The sequence below is a fragment of the Peptoniphilus vaginalis genome (assembly GCF_900176605.1).
Classification (GTDB): domain Bacteria; phylum Bacillota; class Clostridia; order Tissierellales; family Peptoniphilaceae; genus Peptoniphilus_A; species Peptoniphilus_A vaginalis.
Genome location: NZ_FXLP01000005.1, coordinates 306,220 through 324,988, shown reverse-complemented (window position 1 = coordinate 324,988; position 18,769 = coordinate 306,220). Strand labels below are relative to the sequence as shown.

Here is an 18,769-nt window from a genome sequence, read left to right as displayed (position 1 = left end):
TTTATTCCTCCTCTGTTAGTGTGTAAGTTATTTTCATTGTCTTATCTGCCGTTTTTAATATTGGGCTTGAAAGGTTATTAATTGTTCCAAGATATTGCGTTTGAAGGAATAGAAGTTTATAAAGAGTATAATTTCCATAGCCTGCATCGGTATCGTAACCAATCATAAATGGACCAATATTAATTAAAGGTGTAGTTAAAAACTTCATATCAACATTAGCTGTATAAATAACATTGTCATTTTTATCAATTAAAAACTGTCTGGTTGCTACATAATCTCCATATTTGTAAAAATACTGATTTGTATATTCTCCTCTTAGAATATCAACTTCATTTTCAAGATTAATCAATGTAATGTCCACTGGATTATTAATATTTATTTTATAAACACCATTTTTTTTGTAATTTAAACAATACAAATATTTACCTCTAACCACACTTCCTATCGTCCTGTAATGGCTTTCATTTTCAGAACTTGGATATCTACCTATACTTTGCAGTTGTACATTTTCTAACACCCACTTATCTTCTGTAAATGAAAAATCTTCCTTCTTAATCTTTATTGTATATATTTCAGCATTTCCCCTGCTGTTCGTTTCCCCTTCCGTTGAAAATCCATACCAATATCCATCTTCCCCATCATGGAAGGAACAGTTAATGCTATATCTACTTGGGAAAAATTTTTCAGGTTTAATATAATTTACTTCAACATCTTGTGTAGGCATACCTAAAATCGTATCATTAAGTCCTATATTGAAAAATGACTCTTTAATTTTAGCTATTTGAATTTGTCTATCGGGCATAGGCCAAATAGAATAAAAACTTTGGTCTTTTAAGTTTACTTCAACAAGACCTGCATAATAAGATAGAACAGCTTTGTCCGTTTTTGTACTAACCTTGTTTAACATAAGAATTCCAGATTCTCTGTCATAAGAGTTCCCATAAAAGCTTTTGCCTCCTCTATAATGAGTTAAAGCTAAGGATGAAATCCTTCCATTTCCTTGTGAAGTTGAAAAGTCCCATACAAATTTATATCCTCTATCTATTGGTTTGGATTCCGTCAGGTTCGCAGATCCTCTTTTGGAATTGTCAGTATCATTAACATCATTTGATGCATAACCAATAATTGGATTGTCTGAAGGTGCAATTATTTTATTTGGATCCTCCTCCAAGGGATTTTCAAATAATAATATTCCACCATAACATTTATTAGCTATGGGAAATATTTCATCTTTAAACTGAACTGTTCCATTATCTAATGGATACATAAGACCCGATGGATTCAGTCTTAATAAATCTGGGACTGCATTAGTTATTAAGTTTTCATCTTCATATATCTCTTTCTTATTTGTCCTCACATCAGTTAGTTCAATAACTGATTTACCTTTTAGCATTTCCTTCCTCCTTATCTTTAAATTCTGTAGTAATTTCTTCCTTATATTTTCCAAGCATTAATCCTTGATATTTGAATCTTCCTACCTTTTCATTAAATATAATCGGTGTTGGTATTTGTCTTTCTACTTTGTAGTCTGCTTTAAGTTTCCTAAGCAAGAATGAATGACTAAGTTCTATTCTCTTCCAAGACTCATCAATCTTAAGCTTTCCATCCCAAGCCTCTGTAGAACCTAGAGATTGACCAGATATAGCTGCGATAGCATTATCTTTTCCAATCATTGCTTGACCAGACTCAAGCCTAATTAATACCGAGAAGTTGTTCATCGTCTTTTCCTGAAGTTTAGTTAACGGATAAAAAAGATTTAAAATATGGTCACCACTTAAGTAGGTTTCTTTTGGAATATGATGTTCTATTTTCGTATCATTAAAAACATAGGTAACAATAATCCTTGTTGGTATTTCTATGTTTTCAATAAAGTCTAATTCTTCTACTTCCTCTTTTTCGCTTGTGCCCTCTTGGGTATCAAACTTTGGAGGATCATAGGATTTTCCATCATTATTTAAAACCTCTACTTGTTTCTTAACCTTTCTTGATATCTTTCTAGTTTTTTCTTCAGTATCACAGATGATATTTAACAAGATAGATGCATTAAAAATTGCCTCCGTTTCTTTATTGGAGGCAAATTCTATACGAATTATCGGCGTGTCTGTTGTGGAAAGATTAAAAGCAGAGTAATTTGAGTAAGCATGAACTACTAACTTTTCAGATTCAATTTGATTTAACAGTCCTACTATATTCTTATCATTCTTACTCTTAGCTTTAGATAAATAGGGATTTTTTCCTACACCAAGAATTCTATGCTTGCTATTTATTTTATATTCTATGTCAGTGATAAGTCCTTCAATCTTTTCTTCTTCATAAGAAATAGCTATTCTGTCTCCTACATCAAGACTTGGGTCTCCTATTGTTACCATATCAAAAGGTGTGTGATGAATTTTGCAAATTTCAGTAAGAAGTGCCTCACACATCCTTTTTCTTTTTTCTGGAAGTCCTAACTGCATCAGTGGATTTATCCCAAGATTCATAGTTAGTCCATCATCATTTTCTAAAGAGTAATATTCAGCTATTTTAGTCTTGGCATTTGTTGAGTTGATGGCTGTATATCTTGTCTTAAAATCTGATATTGATGAAGAAAATCTTTCTCTTGTTTTAATTTCAGTTGATATGCTTTCTGCATACTTCTTTAAAACCAACTTACCATCACGAGAAACCCCAGCAAAAGCACCAAGAGTCGATGCTATATAGTGAATAAAGTCCCTGTAGGTTTCTATATCATGGTCTTGATAAATTGCCAAAACTTCCTCACCATTTACAAAAGTTCTTACCTCATCTTCTGTCATACCTAATTCTACCTTACACTTCTCACATGAAAGACTTAGTAGTTCAAAGGCTGTGCCAAAGGTATCTGTAACTGGGAAGTTCTTATCAAACCTAAGCATATAATCATAGCCTTTTAATTCTAAAATCTTCTTAGACCTATTTGCCTCAGTAACATCAAATATTCCCATTGGTATAGTTTCTATCTTTTTATTTTCTAGTTCTTGATTATAAAAAAGTTCTAGCTTTGAATCCTCTAGAGAATACCTATCTATATTTGAAAAAAGGCTAATTCCAAACTCTCCAGCATAAACTGTCCCTATTTCAAGTTCAGAAGATCCAGAGCATGAACGATGAATGTATCCAGACCCTTTAAGAATATCTTTATTGGTAAATGGAATGATTGTTTCATCTTTTAAGATGATATTTCCCGTCCAGTAAAATTTACGAGAATTCTTTTTGATTGCTTTTTTATATTCATTGCTTATTGGATACATCAATACTCCTCCAATGAAAAAGATACTTCCCACAATCCCTTATAAGAAGTATCTTTTATTAATTTGACTTGAAACTTGTCTATATACATTTGTGTCTCTTTAAGTTCCAATGTTTCTGTATCTAAGAATTTAACTTTAAGGTTAGACTTGTTAGTAAGACTACTCAATCTCTTTACAAGCTTAGGACTACAAGAAAAACTTACAGAAATACTCGCTACTTTATTTCTAACAATATCCCTCTGAATTGTACCTGCCTCTGTTTCTCCTCCAGTATCTGCCTCAATATCTCTAAACTCCAAATCATAAGAATTTGGTAGTGGTAGGTCTACTCCTTCAATAATTAAATATGATTGATATTTCATTACCTTCCTCCACTTCTTAAATTCTTACGCATAGATGCATTAACAATAACTTCATCAAGGAGTGTGCCTCCAAGATAAACTGGGATAACTATATCTCCAGTATTTTCTGATTTTAAATTAATGTTTGCAAGTGCATCGGATATTTGTCTTCCTATATCAATTCCATTTATAGCTGATTCTTTATCATGTCCACCTATGCCAACAGCTGATATATTTGGGCTTAAAACCAAATCACTTGCGACATTTTTCATTGAAGATTGTACTAATCTTCTGCTCTTTTCTATCCCCTTAGATAGACCTTCCATGAAGTCTGGCATCCAAGATTCATAGTCGGTAAGTGGGCCAACATCTGGAACAGAGAAGTGCAGGTAGGACCTAATAGTTGATGCTACATTAGAAACAGCAGATGTCACATTGCTAATTGCACTTCTAATCCCTCTAGCAATTCCGTTAATCATATCAGCTCCCCATGTATAGGCTTGTGATGCCAAATTCTTAATGTGATTAACTGCATTATTAAATCCATTTCTAATAGTGGACTGAATATTTGACATGGTCGATGAAATGCTTGATCTCATAGAATTAAAGGCAGACGATACGGCTGACTTCGCAGTATTTACTGCAGAGGAAATAGTCGACTTTATGGAGTTCCAAGCAGATGAAACTAAGGACTTAATGTTATTCATTGTTGATGAGATAAAGGTCTTTATCCCATTCCAGATTGATTCAAGGACTGTCTTAATAGAAGTCAAGATAGTCTCAATTGTTGTTTTTATGTTTGTCCAGGATGTAGAAATAAATTCTCCAATAGCAGTAATGACTGTTGTTAAAAATTCTTTTAGTCCATTCCAAATAGTCTCTACTTTTACTTTGATTGCATCAAGAACTGTTGAAATTAAAGTCTTAATACCTTCCCAAGTAGTTCTGATAAACTCACCAACTGCTGTAAATATTTCTGTAGTTGTAGTTGAAATAGCTGTCCATATATTGGTAAAAGTAGTTTGAATTCCCGTCCAGAGGCTTGTAAAGAATTCTCCTAAACTTTGCCATAAACTCTTGGCTCCCTCGATAAAGGTATTCCAAGATTCAGTTAGAAAAGTTGTTATAGATGTCCAGATAGTATTCCAGCCTTCAGAAAGTCCATTCCATAGATTGGCGAAGAAGTCCTTGATGCCGTTCCAAGTATTTTTCACTCTTTCAATAAATCCAGTCCAAAATTCTGATAGAAAACTTGTGATTTCAGTCCAGGTACTTGTCCATGAATCAGATATCCCCTGCCATAAGTTTACGAAGAATTCTTTTATTCCATTCCAAATGGCAACAGTTGATTCCTTAATAGTTTCCCATATGGAGATGACCCCTTCTCTAAACCAGTCGCACTTCTTCCATAAAAGAACAAGACCAGCTATTACTGCACCAATAGCAATAGGAACAATACCTATGGCTGATACTACTGCAGTGATTGCTGGTATAAGTGTACCTGTAAAGATTCCAACTATCTTAGTTATTCCTCCTACTATTAGAGGACCTTTAGTCATAATAGTTCCTATTGACCAGATAAGTTTTCCTACAATCATTAGTACAGGACCAAGAGCAGCTATGAAAAGACCGATACCTGCAATAATGCCTTTTACTGGACCTGGAAGTGCATTAAGTCCATTTACCAGTTTTGTTAATATATCTACTGCTTTTCTAACAGCAGGCATTAAAAGTTCTCCAAAGGATATGGCTAATTCTTCTAAGGCAGATTGTAGGATTTTTAATTGACCAGCTAGGTTATCCTGCATAGTAGCAGCCATTTTTTCTGCTGTTCCATCTGCGTTATATATGGCATCACTTAAACTGTTATAGTCTTTTTCACTGGCATTTATAATTGCCAGCATTCCAGACATGGCATTTTTACCAAATATCATGGATGCTGCTTGTGCTTTTTGAGTTCCATCTAAATTAGCAAAGGCAACTCTAAAGGTGCTTAGAGTCTCATCAAGTGAAAGGTCCTGCACATCTTCAATAGATAAGCCCAACATGTACATTCCATTAATAACTTCTTTAGTTGGTGATGCGAGTCTTGTTAGTCCAGACCTTAAAGCTGTCCCTGCTTGTGAACCTTTTATTCCTGCGTTAGCCATTAAACCTATAGCTACTGCTGTATCTTCAACTGAATAGCCAAGTGTACCAGCAATAGGTGCAGCATATTTAAAGGTTTCACCCATTAATGAAACATTGGTATTTGCATTAGATGATGCAGCAGCAAGAACATCAGCAAAGTGAGAAGAGTCTTCAGCTTTTAAACCAAAGGCTGTAAGGGCATCTGTAACGATATCTGAAGTAGTAGCTAGATCCTCACCACTAGCTGCAGCAAGGTTCATGACTCCTTCAATACCACTAATCATATCTTTACTTTTCCAACCAGCCATGGCCATGTAGTTCATAGCCTCTGCCGCTTCAGATGCTGAGAACTTTGTCTTGGCTCCCATTTCACGAGCCTTTTCTCTTAGGGCATCAAAGTCGGACCCTGTTGCACCAGATACTGCTTTTACCTTTGACATACCAGAGTCAAAATCTGACGCAGTCTTTACAGCTGCTACTCCAAGACCTGCTACTGCAAGAGATACTGGCATCATTTTTCTTCCCACGTTTTCTATATTTTGTCCTGTGTTTTGCCATTTTTCCCCAGTAATAGCTATGTTTTGCAGGGTTTGATTAGTGGTTGCCCCTTGTCTTTCTAGAGACTTTAGGGCTTGTTCTGTTTCAATAATCTCTCGTTTAAGAGCATCATATTGCTCTTGTGAAATTTTACCTTCTGCAAGAGCCTGTTCAGCTTGTTTTTGTGCCTCTTTTAATGATTTTAGTTTATTCTTTGTTTCTTCTAATGTCTGACCTAACAGTTTATGTTTTTGTGAGATAAGTTCAGTGTTGCCAGGATCAAGTTTTAGAAGTTTATTGACATCACGAAGTTCAGATTGAGTATGTTTAATCTCCGTATTTACTTGTTTTAGTGCAGTCTGTAATTTGGTAGTGTCCCCACCAATCTCAACAGTTATCCCTTTTATTCTATTTGCCAATATCTCACCTCCTTAATTTTAAGCACAAAAAAGCACCTACCATTTTGATAGATGCTAAAAATTAATATTCGTCATAAAATTCTTCGTCCATATAAAATCTTAACTCTAATTCATCATTTATAGCTTTTTGTACATCAGCTTGAGTTAATTTATTCTTTTTATTTTTCCTACCACCTATGATAAACATTATGTTATCATCAGCTGTATTGACTTCGTAATTTTCATATCTGCTGTCGAGAGCAATTAAGGTCATTTCCAGTTGATTAAAATAAATTCTTACAGTCTCTGGAGATTTATTATATTTTTCAACTGCCTCTAATCTAATTAATTTTGGAATTTGGTCTAAACGAACCTTAGGTGCTCTTCCTCTATTCTTTTTACCCACTGTATCACCTCTATTACAGTGATTATACCATAAGTAGATTAAAATTTATCAAAGTCTTCTTGTGTAGCTACTTCTTTGTATTTATAGTCGTCATTATTCTTTTCTGTGAACATATCATTTACAAGTCCAATTGTTAATAGGGATAAATCAGAAACAGAAAGACCCAATTCTACAGCCCTTAATAGAAACAAGGGTGTGGTCATTAGTCTTTCTGTTGGCCTTACTTTTTTTTAGGAACTTCTTCCGATTTTATATTAAGTCCCCACAACTCAATTAGCTGAGGTAGAATTTGATAAATTGAAAAGGTTGAGAAATTATCTAACCATTCCTCTGGGCTATCTGGCACAGATTTATCTCCATGCTTTGCCATTACATAGGCTATATTTTCAAATAACTCAAGTGAACCTATATCAAGATTAGATTTATCTTCATCATTTTTCTTCATGGATTTTTCAAGTTCCATTAAGTCTTTGAAGATATCTCTTCCAAATTTAAGTCTATAGATTCTTGGGATTGCTGCTGATGCACGGAAAACAACTTCTTTCCCATCGATTTGAATTTTCTTGGTTAGTGCCATATTTATTTACCTCCAACACTTGCTCTTGAAGGTGTTACTGTATTTTCTGTTGGCATATAGACTGACTTGTACCAACCATCATAAGTTTCCTTTGTAGTCTCTTCGCCTGTTCTAGCCTTTACATTTCCATTTGGAAGTGGTCTTGCTTGAATAGACAAGGTTTCTGGTTGGACTTCTCTTGATTCCTCGTTGGTTTCTCCTTCAAGAGTAGGTCTTGCTGCTGAGCAGTTATACATGACGTGACGGATTTTCTTTTGGTCACCATCAAACTCAAATAACAGTGCAAAGTTTGCAGTTTCGGAATTTGAAGACTCAATAAGAACTTTATTTGAATCTGATCTTTCCATCAAAACATCAGTCCTAAAGGATTCTGGAATAAGAGCGATTTCCAAATCTCCGTCATATCCCATATTGTTTGAAATAGTGTAGTATTCAATTCCATCTGCATAAAAGCTTTCAGGCTCTCCATTAGGATCCAATGAAATTGAAACAGCACCAGGCATTGGCACTGGTGTCTTATATTTAATAACGCCCTCTTCGGCTTTATCGAAGAGAGCGTAGTGTACATTACAAATATTAAATTTAACCTTATTAGCCATTATTATTTACCTCCGTAATTTTTAAATTAAGTGTGAATTCATACAAAACTTCATAGAGTCTTTCTGATTCAATCCAAACTTCAGATTTTTCATAATAGACTTCTTCTCTATCAAGTATCTCTTCTATTTTTTCTTCTAGTTTTAAATCTTTCTTATCAGTATAAAGTTCTAAGTCTATCTGTGTGTTTTTATAAAAAACCACTCCATCTGCACCAAAGTGTTTATTTTTTGGAAATAGATAAACCAAAAATGGTGGGTCTGGACTTTCTCCTTCAGCAAAGTGAGAGTATGCAAATGGGAGTCCTATCTTTTCAATTATTTTTAATAGCCTATCCATCTTGTAATTTCCTCATTATATTTTCTTCCAATTCTCTTACTCCTTTCTCTTCAGCTGGTCCAATGTGTGGCTTAGCAGATACTCTTCCTCCCTGCCTAAGAACATGACCTTTTTCAAGTAGATGAGCCAGTTGATATCTATTTCTTGAGTGAACCACAAGTTCTATTGAATTTGAAGTTTCTTTCATAGTTTTTACAGACCAGGACTTAGAATATTTCCTTGTTTCTCCTACAGGTGCATTTTCTTGTATGTCTTTTCTAATATTACTACCAGTCTTTTTAACTTCCTTTTTGACTTCGTCTGTTGCCATATCAGAATATTCTTCTAAGCCTTTCATTATTTCACTGGCGAGGTTTTCAATTTTTACATTCATCTACTCACCTTCCTACTTCTAAACTTTATAAGTCTATTTTTATAGTTCATAAAGTCAATTGATATGATATTGTACATTTCATCATCAAATAGAATTCTGTATTCTGAAGTGTTAATATTCTTTAACCTATTTTGAAATCTTACAGTAAAAGAAATGTCTGACCTGTCTACTTCCATTCCTAAAAAAACCTCTTCACCTTTTCCTTGAAAGGAAATATAGGCTGATGTTGTTAGATAGTCCATCCATACTGATTTATGGTTACCAATTCCATCCACCTCAACATTTTTATTTTGAAAGATTATTTTTCTATTTAAATCCGATATCTTCATTAGAACTCAGCCTTTCTCATTCCAAATAATAAAGCCCTTAGAGTTAAGTTTAGTTCAGAATAATCTGCCTCTTCTCTGTGTTCATAAAGATAAGCGGTCATATAGAGGACAGCTATCTTTCCATTTGGATTTTTAGAAAGTTCTTCTTCACTATCAACCCTGGCTACATCCATGGAGTGCTTTATTGATGATTGGATGAAAGAATTAATCATCTCATCCTCATCATCAAAATCCACCCTTAAATATGACTTTGCCTCCTCAAGAGTAATCATAATCTACTCCTTAGGCAGTAGCACCAATTTTTAATAGTTTAACTGCCTCTCTTAATACAAGGATTCCATCTACTCTTTCTTTACCTAAGAAACCAACCATTCCATTACCAGCAAATAGTTCCTTTAAGTCTTGGAAAGATCTATTTCCTCTATCTCCAATCTTGTAATAAGAAAAATCGCCAAAGGCTACTGCAAGTTTTCCTTTTTCAGCTTTTGGAGCAAAGGCTGATGTATAAGCAGGATATCCTAAAAGTCTATCTGGTTCTCCATCCTTAAGTGAAGGTTGCCAAATATATGCACCATTAACATCTTTAAGCTTTCTAATTTGAGCAACTGTTGCATCATTTAAAATGAAGGCTGCTCTCTTTCTATATGGTCTATCTAGAGAGTAAACTAAATCAATAAGTTCATCTGCAGTAATTGTTTGAGCCTTTGTTGTTACCCCAAGTTCTCCACCTTTTTTAGAGTCAAAAATTCCTGTAGGTTTATTTACTCCATCTCCATTTAAGAAAGCGTCCTCTTCAGCATTTGCTAGTGCTCTAGTAAATTCTTCAGTGATGTATTTTTCTAAATTAAAGGCTGAATCATATAAAAGTTCTTCAGTAACTTTAATACCAACATGGAGTTTGTGTGCATCTAGAGATACTTGATCGAATGTGCCATCTCCAAAGGTTAGTTGACCACCTTCTTCTACCCATAGGGCTGCTGGTTTCGTAGCAGCAATGTTAATTTTATGAAGTCCAGAAGTTTGAACTTTTGTAGCTAGTTTTCTTACAATATTTTCATCTTCAAGTCCATTTACAATATCTACTTCCATTTCTTCTGGAACTAAATATCCACCACTTTCATCTGTACCAACTTTTAATTCATTGGAAATATCTCTAAAGTTAGTTCTTAATGCCTTCATCATGGATTTCTTATAGGTATTTCTTGCTCTCATTGGCTTTTCTTCTTCATTAAAAGTAGCAGGTTCATTTGTTAGTGCTTGAGTAGTAGGTTTTTCCAAGGATTTATCCATTTCTTCTTCCCTCTTCTTTCTTTCAATTTCACGAGTGTAATTCTCGATAGTTCTTTCCATCCCTTCATATGTCTTGAAATCTTCGTCAGACATTAGACCCTTTTCATCTGTCTTAGACTCAGCAAATGCTTTTGCCTCATCCCAAGCTTTACTTCTCTTTTCTAAAAGTTCTTTAATATTCATAATTACCTCCAAGTATTTTTAATATTGTTTAATCTGCCTTCGACCTCACTCATTGAGTGAGTTTTCACTTCTTTATTTATCTTTGTTAAAAGGGAGTTTGTAACTGCTCGCCTTGAAAAGACCATGTTCGTAACTTTTTCATCTTTTCTTTTGTCAGTGAGAGTTCCATCACAAAAACCCATCTCGATGGCCTTATTCTTATCAAACCAAGTCTCTCCATCCATTAGATTAGAAATCTCTTCTCTGGATAAACCTGTCTTAATCTCATAGGCATTGATGATTGACTCCTTAACTTCCTTTAACATATCTATGGCTTTTTGCATTTCTTTTGAGTCACCAATAGCTACAGTTAAAGGGTTGTGAATCATCATTAATGATGTTGGACTCATCAATACTTCAGTTCCTGCCATTGCAATGACAGATGCTGCTGATGCTGCAAGCCCATCAATCTTAATTGTCACATTTCCTTTGTGCTCTAAAAGCATGGTGTAAATTCTCGATGCAGCTATACAATCACCACCAGGGGAGTTGATCCACACAGTTATATCTCCACTTTTGTTTTTTAATTCTTCAAAAAAGAGCCTTGGTGTGATTTCATCATCAAACCAAGACTCTTCTGCAATAACTCCATCTATATAGAGTTCATTTGAATCCTTTTTCCAATTCCAAAATATTTTATTGTTCTTCATTAGGACTTATCACTTCTCCTTTCTGCTGATAAAAACTACCTGCCTTATCAAGTGGTAGCATATTTCCATTTACAAGATATAGGTCTCCACCTTCTTCAGCCGAGATCCTATCTAAATTTTCCAGTTCTCTTATGTCGTTTGCACTCATCCAGCCATTCTGTCTTCCTACAGCATATCCATTCATCCTTGATTCATAGTCTCCTCTTAGAAGTCCATCAAGATTAAATTTAATAAAGTAGGATTCTTTTTCTTTTTTTGTTAGCAGTGCTCTTTCCAAAGATTGTTCCCAACGAACAATCCAAGGATCAAGTGTGTATTTAACAAACTCAAGTGACTGCTGTTCTATATTTGAAAATGACGACCTCTCTAAATCACCAATCATATGAGGTGGTATTCTAAATATTCTTGCTATCTCATTTAACTGAAACTTTCTAGTTTCCAAAAACTGGGCTTCACTTGGTGCAATAGCAATCGGTTGGTATTTCATCCCTTCTTCAAGTACAGCCACTTTGTTGGCGTTCTTAGGCCCTTGAAAGGCTGCATTCCATGACTCCCTTACTCTCTCTGGGTCTTTAATTATGCCTGGATGTTCTAAAACCCCACCTGGTTGTGCTCCATTTTGGAAAAAGCTAGCGCCGTAATCTTCACAAGCCATAGCCATACCAATTGCATTCTTGGCCATGGTAATTGGCGAGTAACCAATAAGACCATCAAAACCAAGTCCAGGTATATGAAGAACATCTTCTTTTAAAAGATAAACTTCTTCTGATTTATGATTGTATTTATAAAAGATTTCTCCATCTTCACTTCTCATAACAGTCATCTTATTTGGCATTAGTGGATAAAGTCCGATGACCTCATTTCTTCCATTGCGAATTATTTGAGCATAGGCATTACCCCATAAAAGAAGATGAGTCATTAGTGTTTCTCTAAATACAAATGAAGTCATCTCAGTATTAGGTTCATCGTGTAAGAGAAAATATATGGCGTGGTCTTTTGCTTTTTCCTTTGAATTAGAATCTCCCCTTTTATATAGATGAAGTGGAAGTCCTGCTAAGGTTTCAGCAAGAACCCTCACACATGAATAAACTGCCGTCATTTGCATAGCAGTAAATTCGGTTACATTCCTTCCTGCCGTTGTTCTCCCAAATAAAAAAGACGATGAAGATATCCTCTCCCCGTCTTTAGGTTTGTCTCTCGACTTACCTGTGCCCTTATGGGTGAATATTAAATTTAAAATGTTTATATTACCACCTCCTAAAAGTAGGTATGAAAAAAGCACCTACTAATGTAGATGCTCTAAAGATTATAAATTAATTTGGATAATCTGCTTGGTCTCCTAAAATCCAAAAATCACATATTTCATCACCATCTGCTAATGTATTATGTCGAATTAACTTACCCTTACATGCCTTTATAGTCAAATAATCCAGCTCACAAAATAGATGTGTATATTCTTCTAAACCATTATCTTTAAAATATTTAGCAATTGGACATTTTGTAAAATAATAATAACAACCGTCTTGATGAGAATCATCAAAGTTAAACTTCCATGTACTTGGATATTTAATTAGGTTTTCATCTGCCCATTTCGAATTTTCTATCATCTTTTCTTTAAACTTTTCCATGTCTTTACTATTATTGAAATCCTTTTTATTCAATTTGTTTATTATTGGATGAGTGATAACATACTCCATTAATTCTGCCAGAATGCTTTTGTTTATTAAAGATGGATTTCCGTACAAGAATGAAAAAAACAAGATTGAGTAATATAAATTTGATGCCATAGGATTATCTTCACCTATATCCTCAGATTTTACCATCAAATTTTTATACTCTCGCTTTGCATTTTTAAATATCTCACGAACTTGGTTTTTCGGAAATCGAGACTTTAAATAACTTTTAATAAAAGGATATAAAATAATCCAATAACTGAACTTTGGTCTCATGATTTGTGCCTCCTGAATTTTGTATTTTCATCTTTATTCCATTATATCAAATCATAATTGTTATTAAACTCTATTTTGGTTATATCAGAAGTAATCCCCTATCATCATAGACCGATTCACTTATATCATTACCACACCTTATAGCCCTGTCAAGTGCCATAATTGTAGCAATTACACCATCAATCTTTTCTGTAGATTTTTCCTTGTCCGCCTTAATATTTCCAGCAGGATCTGTTCGTATGAAGATGTTATCCATCATCCATCTTAGAACGGGATGTCCTCCATGGGCTATTTTTCTTTCAAGGGTAAGTTTCATTAATTCTTTTGTTGGTGGAGACATATCTTTAAATCCTTGACCAAAGGGAACTACTGTAAAACCCATCCCTTCTAAGTTTTGAACCATCTGAACTGCTCCCCATCTATCAAAGGCTATTTCTCGGATGTTATATGTCTCACCTAAGTCTTCTATGAATTTTTCAATAAAGCCATAATGGACTACATTACCCTCTGTTGTCTGAATGTAGCCTTGTTTTTTCCATATGTCATAGTTTACATGGTCTCGTTTTACTCTTAGGTCAAGATTATCTTCTGGCAACCAAAAGTAGGGTAATATTTGATATTTATCATCTTCATCTAATGGAGGAAAGACTAAAACAAAGGCCGTAATATCTGTTGTTGATGATAGGTCAAGACCTCCATAACAAACTCTTCCTCTTAGTTCTTCTTCATTAACAGCAAAGTTACATAAGTCCCATTTTCCCATGGGCATCCACCTAATTGCTTGTTTGACCCACTGATTTAATCTTAACTGTCTAAAGGAGTTCTCTTCAGTTGGATTTTGCTTAGCAGATTCACAGGCTTGTCTTACTTTTTCTATTGGAACTGTGATTCCAAGAGACGGATTTGCCTTATGCCATACTTTTTCATCTGTCCAATCGTCTTCTCTATCTGCTCCATAAATAACAGGATAAAAAGTTGGATCAGTTTTTCTGCCTTCAAGTATGTCGACTGCTTTTTGATGTGTTTCGTAGCAGATTGATTTTGTATCTGTTCCAGCAGTTGTTATAAGAAAATATAGGGGTTGGGTTCTCGCATCACCAGACCCTTTTGTCATGACATCAAATAACTTTCTGTTAGGTTGGGTATGAAGTTCGTCAAAGACCACACCATGAATATTAAATCCGTGTTTAGAATAAGCCTCTGCAGATAAGACTTGATAAAAAGAATTTGTCGGTTTATATATCATTCTCTTTTGTGATGCTAGAATCTTTACTCTTTTAGAAAGGGCTGGAGACATTCTTACCATATCAGCTGCAACATCAAAGACAATAGTTGCTTGCTGTCTATCGGCAGCACATCCATATACCTCTGCTCTTTCTTCTCCATCACCACAAGTAAGGAGGAGTGCTATGGCAGCTGCAAGTTCAGACTTTCCCATCTTCTTTGGTATTTCAATATAGGCTGTATTAAATTGTCGGTATCCTGTATCTTTTACAATTCCAAATAAGTCTCTAATTATTTCTTCTTGCCAGTCAATAAGCTTGAAGTCTTTACCTGCCCATCTACCTTTTGTGTGTTTAAGGCATTCTATAAAGGTAACGGCATAATCTGCTTTGTTTTTATCATAGTGAGATGTAGGTAGCATAAATTTTGTTGGTTTATATTTCATTTGACCTCCTTCCTCTAAAACTGAATATAAAAAATACTAGCCCTAGCTAGTTCACTACGAGAAAAAGAGCCTTCGCTCAATTTCTTGGTTTTTAATTATTTTGTTTTCCTAATTCATAAGCCTCTTTTAACATTTCTTTTAATGACCATACTGAAACTTCTAAAAAGTCTTCTGAATCATTGTTTCTTTTTTCTAAGTCTCCTCTTTCTTCTATTGCATAAGAATGTTTCTTTGCAATTTCTAAAAGTGCTCGATCTCTTCTTTCATTAATTCTTTTGGTGGCTTCTAAAAAGCATTGTCTTTTCAATTCTTGGTTTGTCATTTATCTTACTCCTATTTTCTTTTTCTTTTGGAGATTATCTATAAAGTCGTCAAACCACTTTGCTCCAATCTCAATCCTTATCATTGGAAGTCTTCCAAGTTTATTGTATTTTAAACTTACTATCCTTAAGTCTTCAGGAAGGCTAGTTCCATAAAATTCGTTGATTGTTTTTCCCATCGTGATGTAAATTGTGTCATCTTCAAGGTAGTCTTTTAAATAATCTTGAAAAGCTAAGTCTCCATTTTCTCCTTCATAAAGTCCAAGCATTGTAATTGCTGAAGAGTTGATTAACTCATTTAAATCTTCCTGTGTTTTCATGTATTTGTATGCCATATTTTTCTCCTTACCTTTTTTTGTATGTACATATAACCGTACTGTCAAAAATAAGTCAAGTTAATTAGAGAATATAATGGCTATATCTCAACCTTTACTCGATATTTTTTTCTATTCTATCCACTCTGAAAATTACATTTAACATCGAACCATTATCCCATTTTACTAGGATTGATCCAATGGCATCCACCCCATAAACTGTGCCTAAAGTTCCAACTGGAGGTGCTTGGTCATCTTCCATTTGGATTAGTTTTACTCTTGTACCTACTGGATATGTCTCTTTTAATTTTTGTATAATTTCCCTTGAAATCATCTAATCCCCTCACATACATATATCACTAAATCTAGGATTTATATCAAGTCAGATTAAAAACATCTTCATACTTATACTCTTTTCCATCTCTTAAAAGGCTTACATCTTTATCACTGCCAACCAATTCAATAAACCTATTTACAATCACATCTACAAATTTTTCATCAAGTTCTATCATCCTACAAATCCTATCAGTTTGCTCACAAGCTATTAGTGTACTTCCACTTCCACCAAAAGGATCAAGTACAATGGAGTTTGTCATTGATGAATTTTTAATTGGATAAGATAAAAGTGGGATAGGTTTCATAGTGGGGTGGTCGCCATTTTTTCTTGGTTTATCAAATTCCCAAATGGTAGACTCCTTCCTTCCTGTATACCAGTTGTGTTTTCCTTTTTTCTTCCAACCATAAAGAATTGGTTCATGTTGCCATTGATATGGACTTCTTCCAAGTACAAGGGACTGTTTCTTCCAAATACAAGTGCCAGATAAATAAAATCCAGCATCTTGGAATGCTTTTCTGAAATTAAGTCCTTCTGTATCAGCATGGAAAACATAAATAGAACCATCATCTGCGAGAAACTTTTCCATATTTAAAAAGGAGCTTAGTAAAAATTCATAGAATTTACCTTGCTCCATATTGTCATTTTTAATTTTTCCTGCTGTTCCTTCATAGTTTACATTGTATGGAGGGTCTGTGATGATAAGATTTGCTTTTGATTCTCCCATCAATTTTTCGTAAGTGATCTCATCTGTAGAATCTCCACAGATGACTGTATGCTTGCCTAATGTCCATATATCTCCAGCCTTTGAAAAAGTAGGTTTTTCTAATTCTTCCTCTACATCAAAGCCATCATCTTCTGTATCATTTCCTAGATCAAAAATATTAGATAGTTCATCTGGTGAAAACCCAGTAAGTTCTAAATTAAAACCATAATCTTCTAGAGATTCAATTTCTACTCTTAATAGTTCTTCATCCCATCCAGCATCAAGAGCCATTCTGTTATCAGCTAAGATATAGGCTTTCTTCTGTGCCTCGTTTAGATGGTCTGCAAAGACACAAGGTACTTCTTTTATACCTTCTTCCTTTGCTGCCATAATTCTTCCATGGCCTGCAATAACTCCGTAGTCTTTATCAATAATTACAGGATTGATGAAACCAAACTCTCGAATTGATGAGCGTAGTTTATTAATCTGGTCTTGTGAGTGAGTTCTTGCATTATTTACATAGGGAACAAGTTTTTCGATATCAACTAATTTCATTTCTTTTGTTGTAATCATATTAGCCCCCACTTAGCAAATTCCTCAAAACCACCAATAGAGTTAATGTAGTTTCTAGCAATTTCTACAATTTCTGAATATGGTCTACCATCAACAGTTTCATCCCCGATTGCACAGGATAATTCAATCTCTCTTTTTTCTTCTTGTGCCTTCAGGTGGGCATAAATATTGACAGATACATCAGCCTTGGATAGGTCTTTACCATGAAGACCTCCACCAGTTACTGCTCTTCCCATATCTGAGCCGAGTTTTCTATTAGTTGCTCCAGTATCAACATTATATCCTCCAGTCCAATCTCCTAATGGATTTACAATTGCTCTTGGATAAATTGATTTTAAAATTTCTGTAGATACATTTGACTGACAAATAATAAGTTTATCTCCATCAAGAATATATTTCCCATCATAAGGATAATTAGAGTATATTTCACGAGCAATTAAAGATAGTTTATTTTCTTCATCTGATGTAGGCACTCCTTTAAATATTCCATTATCCCCACATCTAATCTTTTCTTTTTGATTGTTCGATAGGTGGATATCTTGTTCTACAATTTTAATATCTGCTGTGACATCTCCAGCTATCCTCCTAATTGCTGTTTCAATTTCTTTTTTATTTAGAGTGCAGTCCGTTTCTATAATCACATGACAGTCTCCATGACCAAGCAAAACCTCGACTGCAATTTTAGGGTTCTCCTTTTCTTTATATGCTAAATCTACAATTGCACCTGCAATACAATCTGCTTGTTTGTCAGGGTGCTTTGGATTTACTTTTTCAAACATTTAATCACCTTACTTTCTACTCCTTAGTAATTTTTCCATCATATCTTCTCCATAGTCTTCATATACTTCCGTGCAGTTTTCTTTAACTATGTCATAAATCTCGTACCATAGAAGATTTGCCGTCTTTTGAAACTGGCTAGACATCTGTACAAATGGAGATGCAATAACTCCACCAGTTGTAGGATGCTTTCCTAAAAGTCCAAATTGACTTATTGCCTCTTCACATTGAATGTATCTTGCAAAAGCCTGGGAGTAGGATTCTAATAATCTTGGATTTACTAAGTTTTCACAGTTTCTCTGTTTTAACCAGCCCCAAGTCTCTTTATATATTTCATCTGCACCAAGTGGTATTCCATTCTTTTGCTTTGCAGATAGATAATCACTTGGTGTAGGCATATCCGTTCCATCAAGAACTGCACCATCTGGTAAATCTACTGCATCTATTTCCTCTGGAGAAAATGTAGGAATATCATTCATAAGTATTTCTACTTTTTTACCTTTTTCTATTTTTTCAGCAGCAGGCTGTGGTTTCCCTCCTGCTTTTACTCTTCTTCCACCTCTGTATGTTCCGTCTTTAGCGATAGTATCACCTCCTAATTCTTCATCTTCTTTAATAGGGCCTTTGAACCCGTTTTTTTGTGCGTGAGAGGGCGGCACCGTTGATAGG

The 18,769-nt window shown here is 34.6% G+C and carries 23 protein-coding genes; all 23 read right to left on the bottom strand.

Annotated elements, in window-relative coordinates; translation table 11 throughout:
• Window position 1: 1 nt before the first annotated feature.
• The 23 genes from CAN42_RS06365 to CAN42_RS06260 all read right to left on the bottom strand — a co-directional run bounded on the left by CAN42_RS06365 (window position 2) and on the right by CAN42_RS06260 (window position 18,759).
• Window positions 2-1,393 carry a hypothetical protein gene (locus tag CAN42_RS06365; RefSeq protein ID WP_084229875.1) on the bottom strand — a complete coding sequence of 464 codons (1,392 nt, stop codon included), beginning with the start codon at window positions 1,391-1,393 and terminating at the stop codon, window positions 2-4.
• Entirely contained in the window at window positions 1,380-3,269 is a 1,890-nt protein-coding gene (locus CAN42_RS06360; RefSeq protein WP_085875991.1) for a hypothetical protein, read from the bottom strand. The genes CAN42_RS06365 and CAN42_RS06360 overlap by 14 nt, the downstream gene beginning before the upstream one ends.
• Window positions 3,269-3,631 (bottom strand): hypothetical protein, encoded by a 363-nt coding sequence (locus CAN42_RS06355; RefSeq protein ID WP_008901317.1) that lies wholly within the window; start codon window positions 3,629-3,631, stop codon window positions 3,269-3,271. The genes CAN42_RS06360 and CAN42_RS06355 overlap by 1 nt, the downstream gene beginning before the upstream one ends.
• Window positions 3,631-6,696: a phage tail tape measure protein gene (locus tag CAN42_RS06350; protein ID WP_085875990.1), complete on the bottom strand. Its 3,066-nt coding sequence runs from the start codon at window positions 6,694-6,696 to the stop codon at window positions 3,631-3,633. Before CAN42_RS06350 ends, CAN42_RS06355 begins: the two co-directional genes overlap by 1 nt.
• A gap of 61 nt (window positions 6,697-6,757) precedes the next feature.
• Window positions 6,758-7,081, bottom strand: a complete 324-nt coding sequence (locus tag CAN42_RS06345; protein WP_085875989.1) for a hypothetical protein — start codon at window positions 7,079-7,081, stop codon at window positions 6,758-6,760.
• Between the two features lie 38 nt (window positions 7,082-7,119).
• Complete coding sequence (locus CAN42_RS09010; protein WP_004816339.1) at window positions 7,120-7,284, bottom strand: hypothetical protein; 165 nt, start codon at window positions 7,282-7,284, stop codon at window positions 7,120-7,122.
• A gap of 17 nt (window positions 7,285-7,301) precedes the next feature.
• Window positions 7,302-7,658, bottom strand: a complete 357-nt coding sequence (locus CAN42_RS06340; protein ID WP_019117844.1) for a hypothetical protein — start codon at window positions 7,656-7,658, stop codon at window positions 7,302-7,304.
• 2 nt (window positions 7,659-7,660) lie between these two features.
• A complete protein-coding gene (locus tag CAN42_RS06335) occupies window positions 7,661-8,257 on the bottom strand; it encodes a major tail protein (protein WP_019131814.1) in 597 nt (198 codons plus the stop codon).
• The gene (locus CAN42_RS06330) at window positions 8,250-8,594 is read right to left on the bottom strand and encodes a hypothetical protein (RefSeq protein WP_085875988.1); all 345 of its coding nucleotides are present in this window, start codon (window positions 8,592-8,594) and stop codon (window positions 8,250-8,252) included. The genes CAN42_RS06335 and CAN42_RS06330 overlap by 8 nt, the downstream gene beginning before the upstream one ends.
• Complete coding sequence (locus CAN42_RS06325; RefSeq protein WP_019131817.1) at window positions 8,587-8,967, bottom strand: HK97 gp10 family phage protein; 381 nt, start codon at window positions 8,965-8,967, stop codon at window positions 8,587-8,589. Before CAN42_RS06325 ends, CAN42_RS06330 begins: the two co-directional genes overlap by 8 nt.
• A complete protein-coding gene (locus CAN42_RS06320; RefSeq protein ID WP_019131818.1) occupies window positions 8,964-9,296 on the bottom strand; it encodes a phage head closure protein in 333 nt (110 codons plus the stop codon). The genes CAN42_RS06325 and CAN42_RS06320 overlap by 4 nt, the downstream gene beginning before the upstream one ends.
• A complete protein-coding gene (locus CAN42_RS06315) occupies window positions 9,296-9,568 on the bottom strand; it encodes a head-tail connector protein (protein WP_019131819.1) in 273 nt (90 codons plus the stop codon). Before CAN42_RS06315 ends, CAN42_RS06320 begins: the two co-directional genes overlap by 1 nt.
• Before the next feature lie 10 nt (window positions 9,569-9,578).
• Window positions 9,579-10,769, bottom strand: coding sequence for a phage major capsid protein (locus tag CAN42_RS06310; RefSeq protein WP_085875987.1), 1,191 nt, complete (start codon window positions 10,767-10,769; stop codon window positions 9,579-9,581).
• A 2-nt stretch (window positions 10,770-10,771) separates the two neighbouring features.
• Window positions 10,772-11,458, bottom strand: coding sequence for a head maturation protease, ClpP-related (locus CAN42_RS06305; protein ID WP_085875986.1), 687 nt, complete (start codon window positions 11,456-11,458; stop codon window positions 10,772-10,774).
• On the bottom strand, window positions 11,445-12,629 hold the full coding sequence (locus CAN42_RS06300) for a phage portal protein (protein ID WP_425330846.1): 1,185 nt from the start codon (window positions 12,627-12,629) through the stop codon (window positions 11,445-11,447). Before CAN42_RS06300 ends, CAN42_RS06305 begins: the two co-directional genes overlap by 14 nt.
• Before the next feature lie 142 nt (window positions 12,630-12,771).
• Entirely contained in the window at window positions 12,772-13,407 is a 636-nt protein-coding gene (locus CAN42_RS06295) for an L-2-amino-thiazoline-4-carboxylic acid hydrolase (protein WP_085875984.1), read from the bottom strand.
• Window positions 13,408-13,486: 79 nt separating this feature from the next.
• A complete protein-coding gene (locus tag CAN42_RS06290) occupies window positions 13,487-15,076 on the bottom strand; it encodes a terminase large subunit (protein ID WP_085875983.1) in 1,590 nt (529 codons plus the stop codon).
• A 91-nt stretch (window positions 15,077-15,167) separates the two neighbouring features.
• Window positions 15,168-15,398 (bottom strand): DUF6900 domain-containing protein, encoded by a 231-nt coding sequence (locus CAN42_RS06285; RefSeq protein ID WP_085875982.1) that lies wholly within the window; start codon window positions 15,396-15,398, stop codon window positions 15,168-15,170.
• On the bottom strand, window positions 15,399-15,731 hold the full coding sequence (locus CAN42_RS06280) for a hypothetical protein (RefSeq protein WP_085875981.1): 333 nt from the start codon (window positions 15,729-15,731) through the stop codon (window positions 15,399-15,401).
• 94 nt (window positions 15,732-15,825) lie between these two features.
• A complete protein-coding gene (locus tag CAN42_RS06275) occupies window positions 15,826-16,044 on the bottom strand; it encodes a DUF4314 domain-containing protein (protein WP_085875980.1) in 219 nt (72 codons plus the stop codon).
• Between the two features lie 43 nt (window positions 16,045-16,087).
• A complete protein-coding gene (locus tag CAN42_RS06270) occupies window positions 16,088-17,323 on the bottom strand; it encodes a site-specific DNA-methyltransferase (protein ID WP_085875979.1) in 1,236 nt (411 codons plus the stop codon).
• A complete protein-coding gene (locus CAN42_RS06265; protein ID WP_085875978.1) occupies window positions 17,320-18,102 on the bottom strand; it encodes an S-adenosylmethionine synthetase N-terminal domain-containing protein in 783 nt (260 codons plus the stop codon). Before CAN42_RS06265 ends, CAN42_RS06270 begins: the two co-directional genes overlap by 4 nt.
• A 9-nt stretch (window positions 18,103-18,111) precedes the next feature.
• Window positions 18,112-18,759 (bottom strand): P27 family phage terminase small subunit, encoded by a 648-nt coding sequence (locus tag CAN42_RS06260; protein ID WP_085875977.1) that lies wholly within the window; start codon window positions 18,757-18,759, stop codon window positions 18,112-18,114.
• Window positions 18,760-18,769 lie beyond the last annotated feature (10 nt).

Bases quoted from the DNA above. Each gene is read 5' to 3' on its own strand.
- CAN42_RS06365 (WP_084229875.1), bottom strand. From the start codon at position 1,393: ATGCTAAAAGGTAAATCAGTTATTGAACTAACTGATGTGAGGACAAAT.
- CAN42_RS06360 (WP_085875991.1), bottom strand. From the start codon at position 3,269: ATGTATCCAATAAGCAATGAATATAAAAAAGCAATCAAAAAGAATTCT.
- CAN42_RS06355 (WP_008901317.1), bottom strand. From the start codon at position 3,631: ATGAAATATCAATCATATTTAATTATTGAAGGAGTAGACCTACCACTA.
- CAN42_RS09010 (WP_004816339.1), bottom strand. From the start codon at position 7,284: ATGACCACACCCTTGTTTCTATTAAGGGCTGTAGAATTGGGTCTTTCT.
- CAN42_RS06340 (WP_019117844.1), bottom strand. From the start codon at position 7,658: ATGGCACTAACCAAGAAAATTCAAATCGATGGGAAAGAAGTTGTTTTC.
- CAN42_RS06335 (WP_019131814.1), bottom strand. From the start codon at position 8,257: ATGGCTAATAAGGTTAAATTTAATATTTGTAATGTACACTACGCTCTC.
- CAN42_RS06330 (WP_085875988.1), bottom strand. From the start codon at position 8,594: ATGGATAGGCTATTAAAAATAATTGAAAAGATAGGACTCCCATTTGCA.
- CAN42_RS06325 (WP_019131817.1), bottom strand. From the start codon at position 8,967: ATGAATGTAAAAATTGAAAACCTCGCCAGTGAAATAATGAAAGGCTTA.
- CAN42_RS06320 (WP_019131818.1), bottom strand. From the start codon at position 9,296: ATGAAGATATCGGATTTAAATAGAAAAATAATCTTTCAAAATAAAAAT.
- CAN42_RS06315 (WP_019131819.1), bottom strand. From the start codon at position 9,568: ATGATTACTCTTGAGGAGGCAAAGTCATATTTAAGGGTGGATTTTGAT.
- CAN42_RS06310 (WP_085875987.1), bottom strand. From the start codon at position 10,769: ATGAATATTAAAGAACTTTTAGAAAAGAGAAGTAAAGCTTGGGATGAG.
- CAN42_RS06305 (WP_085875986.1), bottom strand. From the start codon at position 11,458: ATGAAGAACAATAAAATATTTTGGAATTGGAAAAAGGATTCAAATGAA.
- CAN42_RS06295 (WP_085875984.1), bottom strand. From the start codon at position 13,407: ATGAGACCAAAGTTCAGTTATTGGATTATTTTATATCCTTTTATTAAA.
- CAN42_RS06290 (WP_085875983.1), bottom strand. From the start codon at position 15,076: ATGAAATATAAACCAACAAAATTTATGCTACCTACATCTCACTATGAT.
- CAN42_RS06285 (WP_085875982.1), bottom strand. From the start codon at position 15,398: ATGACAAACCAAGAATTGAAAAGACAATGCTTTTTAGAAGCCACCAAA.
- CAN42_RS06280 (WP_085875981.1), bottom strand. From the start codon at position 15,731: ATGGCATACAAATACATGAAAACACAGGAAGATTTAAATGAGTTAATC.
- CAN42_RS06275 (WP_085875980.1), bottom strand. From the start codon at position 16,044: ATGATTTCAAGGGAAATTATACAAAAATTAAAAGAGACATATCCAGTA.
- CAN42_RS06270 (WP_085875979.1), bottom strand. From the start codon at position 17,323: ATGATTACAACAAAAGAAATGAAATTAGTTGATATCGAAAAACTTGTT.
- CAN42_RS06265 (WP_085875978.1), bottom strand. From the start codon at position 18,102: ATGTTTGAAAAAGTAAATCCAAAGCACCCTGACAAACAAGCAGATTGT.